The sequence below is a fragment of the Streptomyces sp. NPDC058741 genome (assembly GCF_042746715.1).
Lineage (GTDB): Bacteria > Actinomycetota > Actinomycetes > Streptomycetales > Streptomycetaceae > Streptomyces.
In genome coordinates this window covers 1-16,738 of sequence record NZ_JBHYQH010000004.1, presented here as the reverse complement: position 1 = coordinate 16,738, position 16,738 = coordinate 1, and the positions used below count along the sequence as shown (strand labels likewise).

Annotated in this window: 15 protein-coding genes and 2 pseudogenes; 14 read left to right on the top strand and 3 right to left on the bottom strand. The window is 72.6% G+C overall.

Annotation, left to right across the window (positions count from 1 at the left end; translation table 11 throughout):
• Window positions 1-206: 206 nt before the first annotated feature.
• The 4 genes from argH to ACFW6P_RS04195 all read left to right on the top strand — a co-directional run bounded on the left by argH (window position 207) and on the right by ACFW6P_RS04195 (window position 4,946).
• Window positions 207-1,640, top strand: coding sequence for an argininosuccinate lyase (gene argH, locus ACFW6P_RS04210; protein WP_386356334.1), 1,434 nt, complete (start codon window positions 207-209; stop codon window positions 1,638-1,640).
• Between the two features lie 164 nt (window positions 1,641-1,804).
• Complete coding sequence (locus tag ACFW6P_RS04205) at window positions 1,805-2,776, top strand: aldo/keto reductase (RefSeq protein WP_386356331.1); 972 nt, start codon at window positions 1,805-1,807, stop codon at window positions 2,774-2,776.
• 89 nt (window positions 2,777-2,865) lie between these two features.
• Window positions 2,866-3,417 (top strand): TetR/AcrR family transcriptional regulator, encoded by a 552-nt coding sequence (locus ACFW6P_RS04200; protein ID WP_386356328.1) that lies wholly within the window; start codon window positions 2,866-2,868, stop codon window positions 3,415-3,417.
• On the top strand, window positions 3,414-4,946 hold the full coding sequence (locus tag ACFW6P_RS04195; RefSeq protein ID WP_386422893.1) for an MFS transporter: 1,533 nt from the start codon (window positions 3,414-3,416) through the stop codon (window positions 4,944-4,946). The genes ACFW6P_RS04200 and ACFW6P_RS04195 overlap by 4 nt, the downstream gene beginning before the upstream one ends.
• An 81-nt stretch (window positions 4,947-5,027) precedes the next feature.
• Here the strand turns inward: ACFW6P_RS04195 and ACFW6P_RS04190 are convergent, their stop codons facing one another.
• Window positions 5,028-5,702 (bottom strand): lysophospholipid acyltransferase family protein, encoded by a 675-nt coding sequence (locus ACFW6P_RS04190; RefSeq protein ID WP_386422977.1) that lies wholly within the window; start codon window positions 5,700-5,702, stop codon window positions 5,028-5,030.
• A 386-nt stretch (window positions 5,703-6,088) separates the two neighbouring features.
• Here ACFW6P_RS04190 and ACFW6P_RS04185 point away from each other — a divergent pair, with 386 nt between their 5' ends.
• The 3 genes from ACFW6P_RS04185 to ACFW6P_RS04175 all read left to right on the top strand — a co-directional run bounded on the left by ACFW6P_RS04185 (window position 6,089) and on the right by ACFW6P_RS04175 (window position 8,402).
• Window positions 6,089-7,252: a glycerophosphodiester phosphodiesterase gene (locus ACFW6P_RS04185; protein ID WP_386356322.1), complete on the top strand. Its 1,164-nt coding sequence runs from the start codon at window positions 6,089-6,091 to the stop codon at window positions 7,250-7,252.
• A 100-nt stretch (window positions 7,253-7,352) separates the two neighbouring features.
• Window positions 7,353-7,847 (top strand): sigma-70 family RNA polymerase sigma factor, encoded by a 495-nt coding sequence (locus ACFW6P_RS04180; RefSeq protein ID WP_386356319.1) that lies wholly within the window; start codon window positions 7,353-7,355, stop codon window positions 7,845-7,847.
• Between the two features lie 57 nt (window positions 7,848-7,904).
• Complete coding sequence (locus tag ACFW6P_RS04175; protein WP_386356317.1) at window positions 7,905-8,402, top strand: GNAT family N-acetyltransferase; 498 nt, start codon at window positions 7,905-7,907, stop codon at window positions 8,400-8,402.
• Window positions 8,403-8,495: 93 nt separating this feature from the next.
• Here ACFW6P_RS04175 and ACFW6P_RS04170 read toward each other — a convergent pair whose 3' ends face one another.
• Together ACFW6P_RS04170 and ACFW6P_RS04165 are read right to left on the bottom strand one after the other, a co-directional pair.
• Window positions 8,496-8,927, bottom strand: coding sequence for a hypothetical protein (locus tag ACFW6P_RS04170; protein ID WP_386356315.1), 432 nt, complete (start codon window positions 8,925-8,927; stop codon window positions 8,496-8,498).
• Window positions 8,908-9,267 (bottom strand): hypothetical protein, encoded by a 360-nt coding sequence (locus ACFW6P_RS04165; RefSeq protein ID WP_386356312.1) that lies wholly within the window; start codon window positions 9,265-9,267, stop codon window positions 8,908-8,910. The genes ACFW6P_RS04170 and ACFW6P_RS04165 overlap by 20 nt, the downstream gene beginning before the upstream one ends.
• Before the next feature lie 139 nt (window positions 9,268-9,406).
• Between ACFW6P_RS04165 and ACFW6P_RS04160 the strand changes: the two are divergent.
• From ACFW6P_RS04160 to ACFW6P_RS04130, 7 genes and pseudogenes are all read left to right on the top strand, one after another.
• Window positions 9,407-9,529, top strand: a pseudogene (locus ACFW6P_RS04160) (HAD family hydrolase); the annotation flags it as partial.
• Between the two features lie 372 nt (window positions 9,530-9,901).
• Entirely contained in the window at window positions 9,902-10,936 is a 1,035-nt protein-coding gene (locus ACFW6P_RS04155; RefSeq protein WP_386356309.1) for a methionine ABC transporter ATP-binding protein, read from the top strand.
• A complete protein-coding gene (locus tag ACFW6P_RS04150) occupies window positions 10,933-11,640 on the top strand; it encodes a methionine ABC transporter permease (RefSeq protein WP_386356306.1) in 708 nt (235 codons plus the stop codon). Before ACFW6P_RS04155 ends, ACFW6P_RS04150 begins: the two co-directional genes overlap by 4 nt.
• A gap of 62 nt (window positions 11,641-11,702) precedes the next feature.
• The gene (locus tag ACFW6P_RS04145; protein ID WP_386356303.1) at window positions 11,703-12,521 is read left to right on the top strand and encodes a MetQ/NlpA family ABC transporter substrate-binding protein; all 819 of its coding nucleotides are present in this window, start codon (window positions 11,703-11,705) and stop codon (window positions 12,519-12,521) included.
• A gap of 140 nt (window positions 12,522-12,661) precedes the next feature.
• The gene (locus tag ACFW6P_RS04140) at window positions 12,662-13,294 is read left to right on the top strand and encodes a GNAT family N-acetyltransferase (protein ID WP_386356300.1); all 633 of its coding nucleotides are present in this window, start codon (window positions 12,662-12,664) and stop codon (window positions 13,292-13,294) included.
• Between the two features lie 135 nt (window positions 13,295-13,429).
• Complete coding sequence (gene cbiE, locus ACFW6P_RS04135) at window positions 13,430-14,650, top strand: precorrin-6y C5,15-methyltransferase (decarboxylating) subunit CbiE (protein ID WP_386356297.1); 1,221 nt, start codon at window positions 13,430-13,432, stop codon at window positions 14,648-14,650.
• A gap of 368 nt (window positions 14,651-15,018) precedes the next feature.
• Window positions 15,019-16,738: pseudogene (locus tag ACFW6P_RS04130) on the top strand (5,6-dimethylbenzimidazole synthase); the annotation flags it as partial.

The window sequence follows — 16,738 nt, the reverse complement described above, 5'->3', positions numbered from 1 at the left end:
TCGCGCGTTCAATGGAGCCCGAGATCTCTTCGCGATTGACGAATCATGCGGAGGTCTGCATACTCATGCAAAACGACGATCGCAGCCCGGTGCCCACCGCCGGAGCGGCCCGCCGGACCTCGCGCGGGCAGTAGCGTGACGACCGCCTCCTCGCCCGCCCGCGGGGGAGGCAGGGGCACACCCACACCCATTGAGGAGCACACCAGGTGAGCAGCAACAGCGGTGACGTCCGGCTCTGGGGCGGCCGTTTCGCCGACGGTCCCGCCGAGGCCCTGGCCAGGCTTTCCGCGTCCGTCCACTTCGACTGGCGGCTCGCGCCCTACGACATCGCCGGATCGCGTGCCCACGCGCGCGTGCTGCACAAGGCGGGCCTCCTCACCGAGGACGAGCTGGACCGGATGCTCGCCGGTCTCGACCGGCTGGAGGCGGACGTCGCCGACGGCTCCTTCACGGGCACCATCGCCGACGAGGACGTCCACACCGCCCTGGAACGCGGCCTCCTGGAGCGCCTCGGCCCCGACCTCGGCGGCAAGCTGCGCGCCGGCCGTTCCCGCAACGACCAGGTCGCCACCCTCTTCCGCATGTACCTGCGCGACCACGCCCGGACCATCGGCGGCCTGATCGCCGAGCTCCAGGACGCGCTGATCGGTCTCGCCGAGGCCCACGCCGACGTGGCCATGCCCGGCCGCACCCACCTCCAGCACGCCCAGCCGGTCCTCTTCGCGCACCACGTCCTGGCCCACGTCCAGTCCCTCTCCCGGGACGCCGAGCGGCTGCGCCAGTGGGACGCCCGCACGGCCGTGTCGCCCTACGGCTCGGGCGCGCTCGCGGGCTCCTCCCTCGGCCTGGACCCGGAGGCGGTCGCCAAGGACCTCGGCTTCGAGCACGGCTCCGCCGGCAACTCCATCGACGGCACGGCCTCCCGCGACTTCGTCGCCGAGTTCGCGTTCATCACGGCGATGATCGGGGTCAACCTCTCCCGGATCGCCGAGGAGGTGATCATCTGGAACACGAAGGAGTTCTCCTTCGTGACCCTGCACGACGCGTTCTCGACGGGCTCGTCGATCATGCCGCAGAAGAAGAACCCGGACATCGCGGAGCTGGCGCGCGGCAAGTCCGGCCGCCTGATCGGCAACCTGACGGGCCTGATGGCCACGCTCAAGGCCCTCCCGCTCGCCTACAACCGCGACCTCCAGGAGGACAAGGAGCCGGTCTTCGACTCCATCGACCAGCTGGAGGTCCTGCTCCCGGCCTTCACGGGCATGATGGCCACCCTCACGGTCCACCGCGAGCGCATGGAGGAACTGGCCCCGGCCGGCTTCTCCCTCGCCACCGACATCGCCGAGTGGCTGGTCAAGCAGGGCGTCCCGTTCCGCGTCGCCCACGAGGTCGCGGGCGAGTGCGTGAAGGCGGCCGAGGCGGAGGGCAAGGAACTGGACGGGCTCACGGACGAGCAGTTCGCCAAGATCTCGGCCCACCTCACGCCTGAGGTGCGCTCCGTCCTCAACGTCCCCGGAGCCCTGGCCTCCCGCGACGGCCGGGGCGGCACGGCCCCCGGCGCGGTCGCCGTCCAGCTGGCCGAGGTGAAGCAGGACGTGGCCGCCCAGCACGCGTGGGCAGTGGCTCGGAAGCGGGCCTGAGGGAACCGCCCTCCAGGGGCGCGGGGAACTGCGCGAACAAGCGAGGACGCCCCGCGCCCGCCGAAACACCGCAACGGCCGAGCCCTGAGGCGAAGGGCATCGCGGGTTACGTTGGGTCGGAGCCGAACCGGAGCCGAACCGGAGCCGACCGAACGGAGCCCCCGATGCCCTTCGCCCGCCTGGCCGCAGCGACCACCCCCACCTGCCACATCGGTCTCGGTCTGGCCGCGGTCGGACGCCCCGGCTACATCAACCTCGGCCGGGACGAGGACCTCGGGGAGGACCGCAGCGTCGAGACGCTCCGCACCCGCACCCACGAACTCCTCGACGCCGCCTACGCGCAGGGCGTCCGCTACTTCGACGTGGCCCGCTCCTACGGCCGCTCCGAGGAGTTCCTCGCCGACTGGCTGGGGAGCAGGCCCGGCCTCGACGACATCGTCGTCGGCAGTAAGTGGGGCTACACCTACACCGCCGGCTGGTCGACCGACGCCGAGACCCACGAGGTCAAGGACCACTCCCTCGCCACCTACGAACGGCAGCGCGCCGAGAGCGACGCGCTGCTCGGCGACCGGCTCGACCTCTACCAGATCCACTCGGTGACCCCGGACAGCCCGGCCCTCACCGACAAGGAACTCCACGCCCGGCTCGCGGAGGCCGCCGCGCAGGGTCTGACCGTCGGCTTCTCCACCAGCGGCCCCGCCCAGGCGGACGCCGTCCGCGCCGCCCTGGCCGTGACCGTCGACGGCGAGCCCCTGTTCCGCACGGTCCAGTCCACGTACAACGCCCTGGAGACGTCCGCCGCCCCCGCCCTCGCGGAGGCCCACGACGCCGGCCTCACCGTGATCGTCAAGGAAGGCATGGCCAACGGCCGGCTGGCGGGCCCGCACGCCCCGGACGCGCTGAAGGACGTGGCCGCGCGGACCGGACTGGGCTGCGACGCCGTCGCGCTGGCCGTCGTCCTGCGCCGGCCCTGGGCCGGAGTCGTCCTCTCCGGCGCCGCGACCACCACCCAGCTCGCCTCGAACCTGCACGCCGCCGCCGTGGACCTCGACGACGACCAGCTCGACCGCCTCGCCGCGCTGGCGGAGGAACCGCACGCCTACTGGGAGCGCCGCGCACAGCTGCCCTGGCACTGACCGGCGACCTCTCCCGCCGGCCACGGCAGCCGTGAGTCATCCACGCCCAGGGTGAGACAGTGATGTCTCATATGGGCTACGATCGTCTCATGGCTGTCGATCCCGACCACGTGCTGCGCTCCGCCGCCGCCCTGCTGACCCGCAAGTCCACCGCGACCATGGACGAGGTCGCCAGGGCCGCCGGGATCAGCCGCGCCACCCTGCACCGGAACTTCGCCGGACGGGACGCCCTGGTCCGCGCGCTGGAGTCCCTCGGCATCGCGGAGTGCCGCGCCGCCCTGGACGCCGCCCGGCTCGACGAGGGCGCGGCGAGCGAGGCCGTACGCCGCCTGGTCGTGCGCGTCGAGCCGGTCGCCGGACTCCTGGCGTTCCTCTACACCGAGAACCAGCTGTTCGAGGGCGAGGAGCAGAACGCGGGCTGGGCCGAGATCGACGACCGGATCTCCGCCCTGTTCCGCCGCGGCCAGCTCGACGGCGAGTTCCGCATCGACCTCACGCCCGCCTGGCTCACCGAGGCGCTCTACGGCCTGCTGGCCTCCGCCGCCTGGCTGGTGCAGAGCGGCAAGGGCGCCCCCAGGGACTTCCCGCACATGATCGTCGAGCTGCTGCTCGGCGGCGCACTCAGAAGAGAGGAATCATGACCAGCACCCTGCAGCCGACGACGACCGAGGCGGTGAAGCGCCCGGGCCGCTGGCTCGCGCTCGGCGTCCTCGTGCTCGCCGTGCTGCTGGTGGCCGTCGACGCGACCGTCCTCGGTCTCGCGACCCCCTACATCAGCGAGGACCTGAAGCCCTCCGGCACGCAGCTGCTGTGGATCGGCGACGTCTACTCGTTCGTCATCGCCGGTCTGCTCGTCTCCATGGGCAGCCTCGGCGACCGCATCGGCCGCAAGCGGATCCTGCTGGTGGGCGCCACGGCGTTCGGCGCGATCTCCGTGCTCAACGCCTACGCCGGCACAGCCGGGACGATGATCGTCGCCCGGGCGCTGCTCGGTGTCGCCGGCGCGACCCTGATGCCGGCCACGCTGGCCCTGATCCGCAACCTCTTCCACGATCCGCGCGAGCGCAGTCTCGCCGTCGGCATCTGGGGCGCCACGGCCTCCGCCGGTACGGCCGTGGGACCGATCGTCGGGGGCTTCCTGCTGGAGCACTTCTGGTGGGGCTCCGTGTTCCTGATCAACCTGCCCGTGATGGCCGTCCTGGTCCTCGTCGGCAGCAGGCTGCTGCCCGAGTCGCGCACCGCGGAGCCCGGCCCCTGGGACCTGGTCAGCGTCGTGCTGTCCCTGGTCGGCATGGTCGGCGTCGTGTACGCGGTGAAGGAGGCCGCGACGCACGGCCCGTCCTGGACCGCCGCGGCCGCCTGCCTGCTGGGCCTGGCCGCCCTGTACGGGTTCGTCCGCCGCCAGCTGACGCTCCCCGCCCCGCTGCTGGACATGCGGCTGTTCCGGCACCGCGGCTTCAGCGGGGCGGTGCTGGCCGACCTGCTGACCATCCTCGGCCTGTCCGGACTGGTGTTCTTCCTCTCGCAGTACCTGCAACTCGTGCAGGGCAGGCGTCCGTTCGAAGCGGGCCTGGCCGAACTGCCCGCCGCGCTCGGTGCGGTGGTGGCCGGCCTGGTCGCGGGGCACGTGGCCAGGCGCTTCTCGGTCCGCTCCGCGGTCTCCGGTGGTCTCGCGGCGATCGGTCTCGCCCTGGCCGTGCTCACCGTGATCGACCGGTCCACCGGCTATCCGCTGCTGGGAGCCGCGCTGCTGGTCGTCGGGGCCGGGGCCGGACTGTCGTTCACGGTCACCGCCGACGTCATCCTCTCCAGCGTGCCCAAGGAGCGGGCTGGCTCCGCGTCCGCCGTGTCCGAGACGGCGTACGAACTCGGCGCGGCCCTGGGGATCGCCGTGCTCGGCTCGATCGTGACCGGCGTCTACCGCGACTTCGCAGGCCCGGCGGGCACGCCGGCCGCGGCGCGCGAGTCGCTGGGCGGGGCGGTCGAGGCGGCGGCGCACATGCCCGCCCACAGCGCCCGGGTGATGCTGGACGCGGCCCGCGCGTCCTTCGTCGACGGACTGGCCCTGGCGGCCGGAGCGGGTGCCGCGGTCCTGCTGGCCGCGGCCGGGGCGGCGTGGTTCCTGCTGCGGGGGCAGCGACTGGACGGCGGCGGGGCGCACCACCCGTGACAGCGCGGCGGGGTGGTGAGGGATCATCACCCTCACCACCCCGCACGCCTGCTGCGGCCCTCGCTCCGGGGCCGGGCCCGGTTAGGCCGCTTCCTTCGCCTTGCTCGCGTACATGTCCACGTACTCCTGCCCGGACAGGCGCATGACCTCGGTCATCACCGAGTCGGTCACCGCCCGCAGCACATAGCGGTCCCGGTCCATGCCCTCGTACCGGGAGAACTCCATGGCCTCACCGAACCGCACCCTGACCTTGCCCGGGCGCGGCAGACCCGCCCCGCCCGGCTGCAGCCGGTCCGTCCCGATCATCGCGAACGGCACCACCGGCGCGCCGGTCATCAGGGTCAGCCGGGCGATACCCGTCCGTCCCCGGTACAGCCGCCCGTCGGGCGAGCGCGTGCCCTCGGGGTAGATGCCGAACACCCGGCCCTCCTCCAGCACCCGGCGCCCGGTCATCAGCGCGGCCACACCGCCCCGTCCGCCGTCGCGGTCCACGGGGATCATGCCGACGCCGGTGAAGAACCACGCCATCAGCCGGCCCTTGAGGCCCTTGCCGGTGACGTACTCGTCCTTGCCGATGAAGAAGACCTGCCGGTCGCAGACCAGCGGCAGGATCATCGAGTCGATGAACGTCAGGTGGTTTCCGGCCAGGATGACCGGGCCGTCGCCGGGAATGTGCTCCGCGCCCTCCACCTGTGGGCGGAACATCAGGCGCATGATCGGGCCGAGCACTGCCTTGATGAGCGCGAAGCGGGACAACGGACCCTCCGGTGTCAAGGGGATTCTGTATGAGTCTGTGCAGGTGAGGACGATACTCGCGGCCCCGGGGATCGTGCACATCGGGCACGGCGACTTCACCGAGGTCTTACTCGGTGTTGACGCGTGTTTACCTGCGGTGGTGTGCGGCGGACGGTCCGTAACGCGACCGACATGATGTGACGCACATCGCCCCGGGCCTGCCGGACGCGTTCCCAGAACCGCCACGCCGAATCGAACACGATGCGATGGACCATCAATTCACCGCTCCCACCAGCCACTACGACATCCCGATTCACCCGCGTGTTCCGCACGCGGTCTCCCGCCGGTCATGTGCGCACCCCTACGATCGGCCCGCACTGACGAGCCGACGGCAGGAAAGGGCGCTCATGGGAACGCGGGAGTCGAACGAGAACACGGGCGGGACCGGACGGCGGGCGCTGCTCGGCGCGGCGGTGCTCGGCGCCGGCGGGGCGGTGCTCGGCGTGACCGGCACGGCGCGTGCCGAGGGAGCCCGGCACGGCGGCGGGCTGGAGAGCCTGCCGCGACCGACGATCATCGGCCACCGCGGAGCCAGCGGCTACCGCCCGGAGCACACCCTCGGCTCGTACCAGCTGGCCCTCGACATGGGAGCCGACATCGTGGAGGCGGGCGACCTGGTGCCGACGAAGGACGGCCATCTGGTCTGCCGCCACGAGCCGGAGATCGGCGGCACCACCGACGTCGCCGACCACCCCGAGTTCGCCGACCGCAAGAGGACCAAGCTCCTCGACGGCGTCTCCACCACCGGCTGGTTCACCGAGGACTTCACGCTCGCCGAGCTGAAGACCCTGCGCGCGACCGAGCGCATCCCGGCCAACCGCCCGCACAACACCCTGTACGACGGCCGCTGGGAGATCCCCACCTTCGAGGAGGTCCTGCGCTGGCAGGACGAGCAGAGCCGGGCGCGCGGCCGGCAGGTGTGGATCTACCCCGAGCTCAAGCACCCCACCTACTTCCGCAAGCAGGGCCTGCCGCTGGAGGAGCGCGTCGCCAAGCTGCTGCGCAAGCACCGCAGGGACCGGCGCACCTCCCCGGTCGTCCTGCAGTCCTTCGAGCCGACGAGCATCGAGCGCATGAACAAGCTCGTCGACAACCCCCTGGTCGTCCTGCTGTCGTCGGCGGGCTCCCGCCCCTGGGACTTCGTGGAGAACGGCGACCCGCGCACCGTCGCCGACCTGATCAAGCCGGCCGGTCTGCGGGAGATCGCCTCCTACGCGCAGGGCATCGGCCCGACCCTGGACCTGGTCGTCCCGCGCGACGCCCAGGGCAGGCTCACCGAGCCGACCACGCTCGTCGCGGACGCGCACCGGGTGGGCCTGCTCCTGCACCCCTACACCGTGCGCAACGAGAACCCCTTCCTCCCGGCGGAGTTCCGCAGGGGCACGGACGCGGACGCCTACGGCGACGTCTTCGGCGCCTACCGGGCGTACTTCGCGACCGGCATCGACGGCGTCTTCACCGACCAGCCGGACACCGGTCTGCTGGCCCGTGAGGACTACCGCAACGGCTGAGCGGACCCCGGCGCGTCAACGTCCGCGCCGGGCCCACTCGGTCGAGTGAGCTTCGGCCGCCCGGGCAACCCTCCGCCCGGGCGGCCGCGTCGCTCCGCGTATGACGCACGAGCTGGTCACCGCGCTGCACCCGCTGCTCACCGCCGAGGCCTCGGCGGAGGCCTATGCCGCCGGGGCCGAGCCGGGCGACCTGGAGCAGGAGGTCTGGCTCCGCCTGCTGGAACGCCTCGACGGCGGGAACCCGCCCGCAGAGCCCCGGGAGTGGCTGCGCCGCGCCGTCCGCTCCGAAGCCCGCCGCACCCGCCGGACGAGCCGCCTCGAGCGGCCGTACGCCGCGGAGCCGGTCGACGACGGTGACCGCGACCCCGAACAACTCGCCCTCGCCGCGGCCCGGGGCCGTGCCCTGCGCGAGGCCGTCCGGCGCCTGCCCGGCCGCTGCCCCCGGATCATGGAGGCCCTGCTCTCCCCGAAGGACCTGACATACCGGGAAATCGCAGGGGAGTTGGGTATCTCACAGGGCAGTCTTGGACCGGAACGTTCCAGATGTCTGGGATGTCTCCGCAGATTGCTCACATCGGAGGTTGCGGCCCGTTGAGGACGGGGATAGGAGTGGGGGACCACCGGTGATCAGATGAGCGGGAGGCGTGCGCACATGGGCATGAGTGTGACCATCTCTGCGGCGACCGAGCAGGACGCGGAGCAGATCTTCAGGCTGCAGTACCTGTGCTTCCAGACGGAGGCGGCGCTGTACGGGAACTACCGCATCGACCCGCTCGTCCAAACGCTCGACTCGGTCCGCGAGGAGGTCGCGCGGGACTGCGTCTTCGTGGCCCGCCTCGGCGAGGAGGTCGTCGGCTCGGTCCGCGGCTCGGTCACCGAGGACGGCGCGGCCGCGATCGGCAAGCTGTGCGTCCACCCCCGCCTCCAGGGCCACGGCATCGGCGCCCGGCTGCTGCGCGCCGCCGAGTCCGCCCTCGCCGAGCAGCACGGCGCGACCCGCTTCCGCCTCCACACCGGTCACCGCAGCGAGGGCACCCTCCGCCTCTACCGCAAGGTCGGCTACCAGACGGTGGGCACCTCCCAGGGCGCGGACGGCGTCCCGATGATCGTCCTGGAGAAGCCGGCCGGTACGTACGCGGCGACGGCTTGACCATCGCCCCCGCAGGGCGCGGGGCCGTGTCGGGGTGCGGCTCCGCCGCGTGGGCGCGAGCGACCGCGCACGGCCCGCGGCCGCCTGATCACCTCAGGCGGCGTCCCCGTCCCGCGAACGCGAAGCCCTGAGCCAGTAGATGGCCGACACGGGCAGCAGCACCGGGATGAACAGGTATCCCATCCCGAAGTCCGACCACACGGTCGCGTCCGGGAACGCCGACGGCTCCACCAGCGTCCACGTCCCCACCGTCAGCACGCCCGCCAACTCCGCGGCACAGCACACCAGCGCCGCCCGTCGGGCCCTCTCCCCGCCCCGCACGAGCGTGTAGGTGATGAACCCGTACACGACACCGGCCACGGCCGACAGCGAGTACGCCAGCGGCGCCCGGTCGAACTCCGTCGCGATCTGGTACACCGAGCGCGACACGGCCCCGACGACCATCACGCCGTACAGCCACACCAGCAGCGTGCCCGGCCCGCTGGTCAGCCGCCGGCGGCTCACCTCAGCCTCCCCAGATGTCATAGAGACGCACCTCCAGTACCGCAAGCACGACACCACCGGCCGCGACCGTCACCGAACCCCACCGGGTCCGCTCGGCCAGCGACATGAACCCCGCGGCCGGGACGCACGCGAACGCCCCCAGCAGATACGCCACGAAGATCGTCGTGCCCTGCGCGGGTTCCTCGCCCCGCGCCAGCAGCACGATCCCCACCACCAGCTGGATCAGCGACAGCAGGGTGACCACGGCCATCCCGATGAAGTGCCAGTCCTTCGTCGGCTGGTCACGGTAGGCCGCCCAGCCGCACCAGGCGGCGAGCAGCAGCGCGGCGACGCCGGTCACCAGCGTCAGGGCGTTCAGCATGCAGCGACCTTATTACGGCCGAAAAGGCCCGATGCTCCCGGCCCCGGCCCGCACCGCAGGGTCGAGGACATGAAGAGCCACGCGCACGCCCTGCTTGTTCGACAACGACGGAACCCTCGTCTCCTCCCTCGCCTCGGTGACCGTGGCCTTGACCACAACCCACCGGGCCCACGAGCTCGACGCCGACCTCGTGGTCGAGGACCTGTCGGCCCTGTCGGTGCTGGTCACCGCCGAGGGAGTGGAGATCTCGACGCGCCCCTGACCGGCGCCGCGGCCTGTCCACCGCCGTCCAGCATCCGGACAGCGGCGGTTTGTCAGGACCGTACACGTGTTTTACTTGCCGCATGACCACGACGAGCGACCGCATCCCCGCGACCGAGGCGACCATGACGCCCGGTGCTCGTGGTACGTGTCGAATGTGCGCCTTCTAGAGGGCCCCCGCACCACCCCGAGCTCGCGCCCCGAAGCGAGACCGCGGCCCGTCCGCGCGCCCTGAGCGCCGCGCGACCACCGCCGCCCGCGCACATGTTCTCCCCGGTTCCCTCCTTCACGAGAACCGTGGCGCGTCCCCGAACGAACGCACCCGTGCCCGGGACCACCCGTGCCCGCGCACTCGACTGTGACGGATACCCACGTGATCACCACCACGGACCTGACCAAGGTCTACCGCTCACGCGGCCGCGAGGTCACCGCCCTGGACGGCGTCGACCTGCACGTGCGCGAAGGCGAGGTGTACGGCGTCATCGGCCAGTCCGGCGCCGGCAAGTCCTCGCTCATCCGCTGCGTCAACCTGCTGGAGCGCCCCACCTCCGGCACCGTGACCGTCGCCGGGCGGGACCTCACCGCCCTGGCCGGCCGCGGCCCGCGCGCCGGAAGGGAACTGCGCGCGGCGCGCAGCCGGATCGGCATGGTCTTCCAGCACTTTAACCTGCTGTCCTCCCGGACCGTCCAGGACAACGTCGAACTACCCCTGGAGATCCTCGGCAAGTCCGGGAAGGAACGTTCCCGCAAGGCTCTGGAGCTGCTCGACCTGGTCGGTCTCGCCGACACGGCGGGCGCCTACCCCGCACAGTTGTCCGGCGGCCAGAAGCAGCGCGTCGGCATCGCCCGCGCCCTGGCCGGCGACCCCAAGGTGCTGCTCTCCGACGAGGCCACCAGCGCCCTCGACCCGGAGACCACCCGCTCGATCCTGGCGCTGCTGCGCGACCTGAACCGGCAGCTCGGCCTGACCGTGCTGCTCATCACGCACGAGATGGACGTCGTGAAGTCGGTCTGCGACTCGGCCGCGCTGATGGAGAACGGCCGCATCGTCGAGTCGGGCACGGTCAGCGAGCTCCTCGCTACCCCCGGATCCGAGCTGGCCGCCGCCCTGTTCCCGCTCGGCGGCGAGGCCTCCGGCGCCGACCGCACCGTCGTCGACGTCACCTTCCAGGGAGAGAGCGCCACCCAGCCCGTCATCTCGCAGCTCGCCCGCACCTACAACATCGACATATCGATCCTCGGCGCCGCCATCGACACGGTCGGCGGCCTCCAGGTCGGCCGGATGCGCATCGAACTGCCCGGCCGCTACGAGGACAACGTCGTGCCGATCGGCTTCCTGCGCGAACAGGGCCTGCACATCGACGTCCTGGGCCACGAGTCCGTACTGGTGAAGGAAGGTGCCAAGTGACCTGGTCCGCGATGCGGCCGTTGCTGGAGCAGGCGTGCTGGGACACGCTCTACATGGTCGGCTGGTCCACCCTCATCGCCGTCGTCGGCGGACTCCCGCTCGGCATGCTGCTGGTCCTGACCGACCGTGGCGGCCTGCTCCAGAACCTCGCCGCCAACAAGGTGATCGGGCAGGTCGTGAACATCGCCCGCTCGCTGCCGTTCATCATCCTGATGGTCGCGCTGATGAGCTTCACGCGCTGGATCACCGGTACGACCATCGGCCGTGAGGCCGCCATCGTGCCGCTCGCCGTCGGCGCCATCCCCTTCTTCGCGCGCCTGGTCGAGACGGCCGTCCGCGAAGTGGACCACGGGCTCGTCGAGGCCGTGCAGGCCATGGGCGGCAACACCTGGACCGTGGTCCGCAAGGTCCTCGTGCCCGAGTCCCTGCCGTCGCTGATCTCCAGCACCACCACCACGGTCGTCGCCCTCATCGGCTACTCCGCGATGGCGGGCACGGTCGGCGCCGGGGGCCTCGGCGACATCGCCGTCCGCTACGGCTACCAGCGGTTCGAGACCCGGCTGATGTGGATCACCGTCGCGATCCTCGCCGTCGTCATCTCCCTCATCCAGTTCGCCGGCGACCACGCGGCCCGCTCCCTGCACCGCCGCGGCGCCCACGCGGGCCCCGCCCCGAAACTGCGGCTGCTCAAAGCCACCTCCTGAACTCCCCGTCACCCGCAACGGGGTCGCACCACCCGCAAGGCCCACAAGGAAAGGCACTTTTCGTGCGTAACACCGCCAAGATCACCACCGCCGCCCTCGCCGCCGGAGCCCTCACCCTCGGGCTCACCGCCTGCGGCGCCGGCGACTCAGGCTCCGGCGGACCCCTCGTCGTCGCCGCGAGCCCCGCCCCGCACGCCGAGATCCTCACCTACGTCAAGGACAACCTGGCCAAGAAGGCGGGCCTGGACCTCGAGGTCAAGGAGTTCACCGACTACGTCACCCCGAACACGGCGACGCAGGACGGCTCCGTGGGCGCCAACTACTTCCAGAACAAGCCGTACCTCGACGACTTCAACAAGAAGAACGGCACCGACATCGTGCCCGTCGTCACGGTCCACCTGGAACCGCTCGGCCTCTACAGCAACAAGGTCGAGAAGGCCGACGACCTCAAGAGCGGTGCCACCGTCGCGATCCCCAACGACACCGTCAACGAGGCCCGCGCCCTCAAGCTCCTCTCCGACAACGGGCTGATCACCCTCAAGGAGGGCGTCGGCAACGAGGCGACCCCGGCCGACATCGTCAAGAACCCCAAGAAGCTCACCTTCAAGGAGCTGGAGGCGGCCCAGACCCCGCGCTCCCTCGACGACGTCGACGCCTCCGTCGTCAACGGCAACTACGCCCTGGAGTCCGACCTCGAGCCCTCCGAGGACGCCCTCGTCCTGGAGTCCCCGGACGACAACCCCTACGGCAACTTCCTCGCCGTGAAGAAGGGCGACGAGGACGACCCGCGCGTGAAGAAGCTCGCCGAGCTCCTCACCTCGCCCGAGGTCAAGAAGTTCATCCAGGACAAGTACGCCGGCTCCGTGCTCGCCTCCTTCTGAGGCCGCACCCGGCACCGTCGCGCACGGGGTCCTCCCTCACCCGGAAGGGGGAGGACCCCGTGGTGCGGATCGGTGCTTTCATGCTGCATGCTGGGCAGTTCAGCAGGCCCTGAAGGTTCACCGAAGGTAACGGAGCGCGCATGAGGAGCACCTTTCCCCACATCTCCATCAGTACGGAGCGGTTGGTCCTGCGCCCCTTCGAGGAGCCGGACATCCAGGCCTTCGCCGACATGATGAACGACGAGCTCGTCACCGCCTGGACCTCCGTACCGCGGCCCTACACCCACGCCCACGCCCGCTCCTGGATCACCGAACAGGCCCCCGCCGAACGGACCGAGGGCCGCGGCATCGTCTTCGCCGTCACCGAGTTCCTCACCCAGCGCCTCGTCGGCGTCGTCCACCTCAAGAACACCGACTGGCGGCTCCGCTCCAGCGAGATCTCCTACGTCACCGCCCCCTGGGCCCGCGGCGAGGGCTACGCCTCCGAAGCGGCCCTCGTCACCGCGCGGTGGCTCTTCGACGACCAGAAGTTCGAACGCCTGGAACTGCGCACCGCGGCCGACAACACCGCCTCCCAGCAAGTGGCCCAGAAGATCGGCTGCATCAGCGAGGGAGTGCTGCGCGGCGCCTGGATAGCCAGAGCCCGGACGGACAGCGGCGAGTGGACCGAGGTCCGCACCGACCTGATCGTCTGGAGCCTGCTCCCCGAGGACCTGGAGGGCGTCGGCGACCAGCTGCCCGGCGGCTTCACCTCCCCCGGCGACTGGAACTGACCTCCCGCACACCGAACGCGACCCCGCCGCCGCGCCCCGGGCCGGCCGCACCGGGTACTCTCACGGAGCCCGACCGCGGGCAGCTCATCACACGACACGCAGACCACCTGCGAAAACCCCTGGAGACTGAGGACGATGGCCGACCGGGTCACGGTGATCGGCTGGGACGGTTCGCCGCTGACCACCGCGGCGCGCGCCGCCCTCCAGGCCGCCACGCTCGTGGCCGGCGCCGCCCACCACCTGGCGCTCCCGGAGATCCCCGCCGGCGCCGAGCGCATCCGCCTCGGCAGCGTCGCCCTCGCCGCCCGCCGCATCGCCGCCCACCGCGGAACGGCCGTGCTGCTCGCCGACGGCGACCCCGGCTTCTTCGGCATCGTACGCACCCTGCGCGTCCCCGAGTTCGGCCTTGAGGTCGAGGTCGTCCCCGCCGTCTCCCCAGTCGCCGCCGCCTTCGCCCGTGCCGGAATGCCCTGGGACGACGCACAAGTGGTCGTCGCACACCCCCGCACGCTGCGCCGCGCGGTGAACGTATGCCGGGCCCACACCAAGGTGGCCGTCCTCACCGCACCCGGCGCGGGCCCCGCCGAACTCGGCCTGCTCCTCGAAGGAGTCCACCGCTCCTTCGTGGTCTGCGAGGAACTCGGCACCGCACGCGAACGCGTCTCCGTCGTCACCTCAGACAAGGCCGCCGACCACACCTGGCGCGACCCCAACGTCGTCATCGTCCTCGGCGGCCCCGCGCGCCCCGACACCGCGGGGGAGACCGGCGGCTGGATCGCCGGCCGCGACCCGTCCGCCGGACCGCGCGGCTGGACCCTGCCCGCCGACGCCCACGACGGTGACCTCGGCGAGGGCGAGACCCACCTGCTGCGCGCCTCCCAACTCGCCCGCCTCGGGCCCCGGGTCGGGGACCTCGTGTGGGACGTCGGGTGCGGCGGCGGCGCCCTCGCCGTCGAGGCGGCGCGCGCCGGCGCCGCGGTCCTCGCCGTCGACAGCGAGCTGAACGCCTGCGTCCGCACCGACACCGCCGCCCGCCGCCTCGGTGTCCAGCTCCAGATCGTCCACGGAACCGCCCCCCAGATCCTGGAGAACCTCCCCGAACCCGACGTCGTCCGCGTCGGCGGCGGGGGAGCGGCCGTCGTCTCGGCGGTGGCCGACCGCCGGCCGCAGCGCATCGTCACGCACGCCGCCACCCGCGACGCCGCCGAACTCGTCGGCCGCGACCTGACCGAGCACGGCTACACCGTCGAGTGCGCCCTCCTCCAGTCCGTCGAACTCGACACCAGGGCCTGGACGGAGAAGGAACGCAGCGTCGCGTTCCTGCTCAGCGGGGTGCTGCCGAAGCGCGGCGCCTGACCCTCCCGCCGTCCCCGTGATCGGGTTGTCGTACCGCTCGCGGTAGGCTGGCCGATCGTTGCACCACACGCGGACGCCCGGCACTTCGTCGGTCAATATCCGGAAAACCCACCCGTTTTGGGGTGCGTGTGGTACGGCAGATACCGGAGGGCGCGCAACGTGGCGCAGTCCACAGCGGAACCGTCGCGGATCAAGCTGCCGTGAGGGTGCCGCGGCCGCAACAATGCCAGTGAATGGCTTTGTCGCCTTTTCGGGGCGGGCCGTTCGTGCCGCTGAGGACGCACGCTCGTTCTTGACTGTGGGGCGGTCGGTGCGCCGTTCCGGGTGAGCTGGTCGTAGGAGCATTAACCGATGGGCGAGGGGTACGCATGACCGACACCGGCCAGGTCCCGGGCGAGGGGCTGCCGGAGAACGCAGGCATGGTGGAACAGCCGGGCGCCCCCGCGCACGGTGCGTACACCTACCTCTCCGAGCACCCCGCCGAGGAAGAAGAAGACCTGCTGCTGCCGGCCGCGCAGGGCGCCTGGGGCAACGAGGTCGCCCCGCCCGCGCCGGAGCCGGTCGTCGAGACCGTGCACCAGCCGGGTCCGCACGAGCTCTCCGGCCGCGACAGCGGCTCCGTCGACCTCGGCGGTGTCCGCCTGCCCGACCCGCCGCCGATCCCGCCGGTGACGCCACGCCGTCCGCTCCACCTCGGCCCGCCGCTTCCCGACAGCTCCGCCAGCCCGGTCCGTTCCCTCGCCGACCGCGGCCCCGCGGAGGTGCCGATGCGTCAGCCGGCCGCCGCGTCGTCCGGCCCCGAGTACCTCGACGCCCCGCGTGCGCCCGAGCCGGCGCCTCCGGCCGCGGCGTGGGGCGCGCAGCCCGCGCCCCAGGTGAGCGCCGGGGCGACGGCCGCGGAAACGGTTGTTCCGGGTGTGGGGCCGATGAGCATGGCCCAGGCTGTCGCCACCCGCGTGGCGGCCGAGGCGGCGCAGGCCCAGGAACAGGCGCAGGAGCAGGCCCAAGTGGCCGTGGGTGGGGACGCGGTGCACGCGTGGGCGTCCGTGCCCGCGGCCGCGCAGGCCGTGCCGGTGCAGGCGCCCGAGGCCGCGCCCGGCGTATCCGCCCTGGCGCCCGAAGCCGGGCAGCCCGCGCAGTCCACGGGACCCGCGGCTGAGGCGGCTGCCGCCGCCGGGCAGCCGGCCGTTGTCGGCCAGACGGCTCCCGACGCGCCGACGGCTCCCGCCGAAACGGGGCCGGGCACGGCGGTCGCGGGTGCTCCCGCCGCTGCCGTACCCGCCGTGGGCGACGGACCGGCGGCGGGCGACGGGACCGGGCAGGGTGCGGTCGTGCACGCGGAGGGTGCGGCCGGTGATCCCGCCGGGGCTGTCCCGGACGCGGGGCAGGGCGCTGCCGCTGCCGCTGCCGAGCCTGTCGGCGTCGCCCCCGGCGCGGGTGAGGCGGCTCCGGCCGAAGCCGGTGCCGCGGACCCCCAGGCGCCTGCGGCCGATGCTCCCGCCGACGGCGGCGCGGCGGACCCTGCGGCTGCCGCCGGGGAACAGCCCGCCGCACCCACCGTGGCCCCGGAGGCCGGGCGGGCCTCCGGGGCGGAGGCGGTCACCGGGCCCGAGCAGGACACCGAGGCTCTCCCCGAGGCGGCCCCGCAGGCCGTGAGCACCGAGGACGCGGAAGGCGCTGCCCCGGCTCCTGACACCGAGGGTCCGGCAGCCGCCGCCGACCAGGTGCCGACCGCGGACGGCACGGCCCCTGCCGCTGCCCCCGCACCCGTGGCCGCCGGCGGGCAGGTTCCGGTCCCCGAGACGCCCGAAACCGCCGCCCAGGCGCCCGACGTCCCGGCCGCCGAGCAGCCTCCCGCCGAGGCCGCCCCGGCAGTCGCCCCCGAGGCCGACGCATCGGCTCCGGCCGCGCCCGCCGCCCGGGCCGCGGCACCGGAGCCGCATGCAGCCGCGGCAGAGCCCGCTGACGAGCCTGCTGCGCCCACCCCGGCGCAGGAACCGCAAGCCGCTGCCGCCGAGACGCCGGCCCAGCTGCCCGGCGAGGCGACCCCCGAGGCCGGCTCCGCCGCCCCGGAGGCCCCCGGCGAGC

Coding starts and splice junctions, on each gene's coding strand:
- ACFW6P_RS04205 (WP_386356331.1), top strand. CDS start 1,805: ATGCCCTTCGCCCGCCTGGCCGCAGCGACCACCCCCACCTGCCACATC.
- ACFW6P_RS04200 (WP_386356328.1), top strand. CDS start 2,866: ATGGCTGTCGATCCCGACCACGTGCTGCGCTCCGCCGCCGCCCTGCTG.
- ACFW6P_RS04195 (WP_386422893.1), top strand. CDS start 3,414: ATGACCAGCACCCTGCAGCCGACGACGACCGAGGCGGTGAAGCGCCCG.
- ACFW6P_RS04185 (WP_386356322.1), top strand. CDS start 6,089: ATGGGAACGCGGGAGTCGAACGAGAACACGGGCGGGACCGGACGGCGG.
- ACFW6P_RS04180 (WP_386356319.1), top strand. CDS start 7,353: ATGACGCACGAGCTGGTCACCGCGCTGCACCCGCTGCTCACCGCCGAG.
- ACFW6P_RS04175 (WP_386356317.1), top strand. CDS start 7,905: ATGGGCATGAGTGTGACCATCTCTGCGGCGACCGAGCAGGACGCGGAG.
- ACFW6P_RS04170 (WP_386356315.1), bottom strand. CDS start 8,927: ATGACATCTGGGGAGGCTGAGGTGAGCCGCCGGCGGCTGACCAGCGGG.
- ACFW6P_RS04165 (WP_386356312.1), bottom strand. CDS start 9,267: ATGCTGAACGCCCTGACGCTGGTGACCGGCGTCGCCGCGCTGCTGCTC.
- ACFW6P_RS04140 (WP_386356300.1), top strand. CDS start 12,662: ATGAGGAGCACCTTTCCCCACATCTCCATCAGTACGGAGCGGTTGGTC.
- cbiE (WP_386356297.1), top strand. CDS start 13,430: ATGGCCGACCGGGTCACGGTGATCGGCTGGGACGGTTCGCCGCTGACC.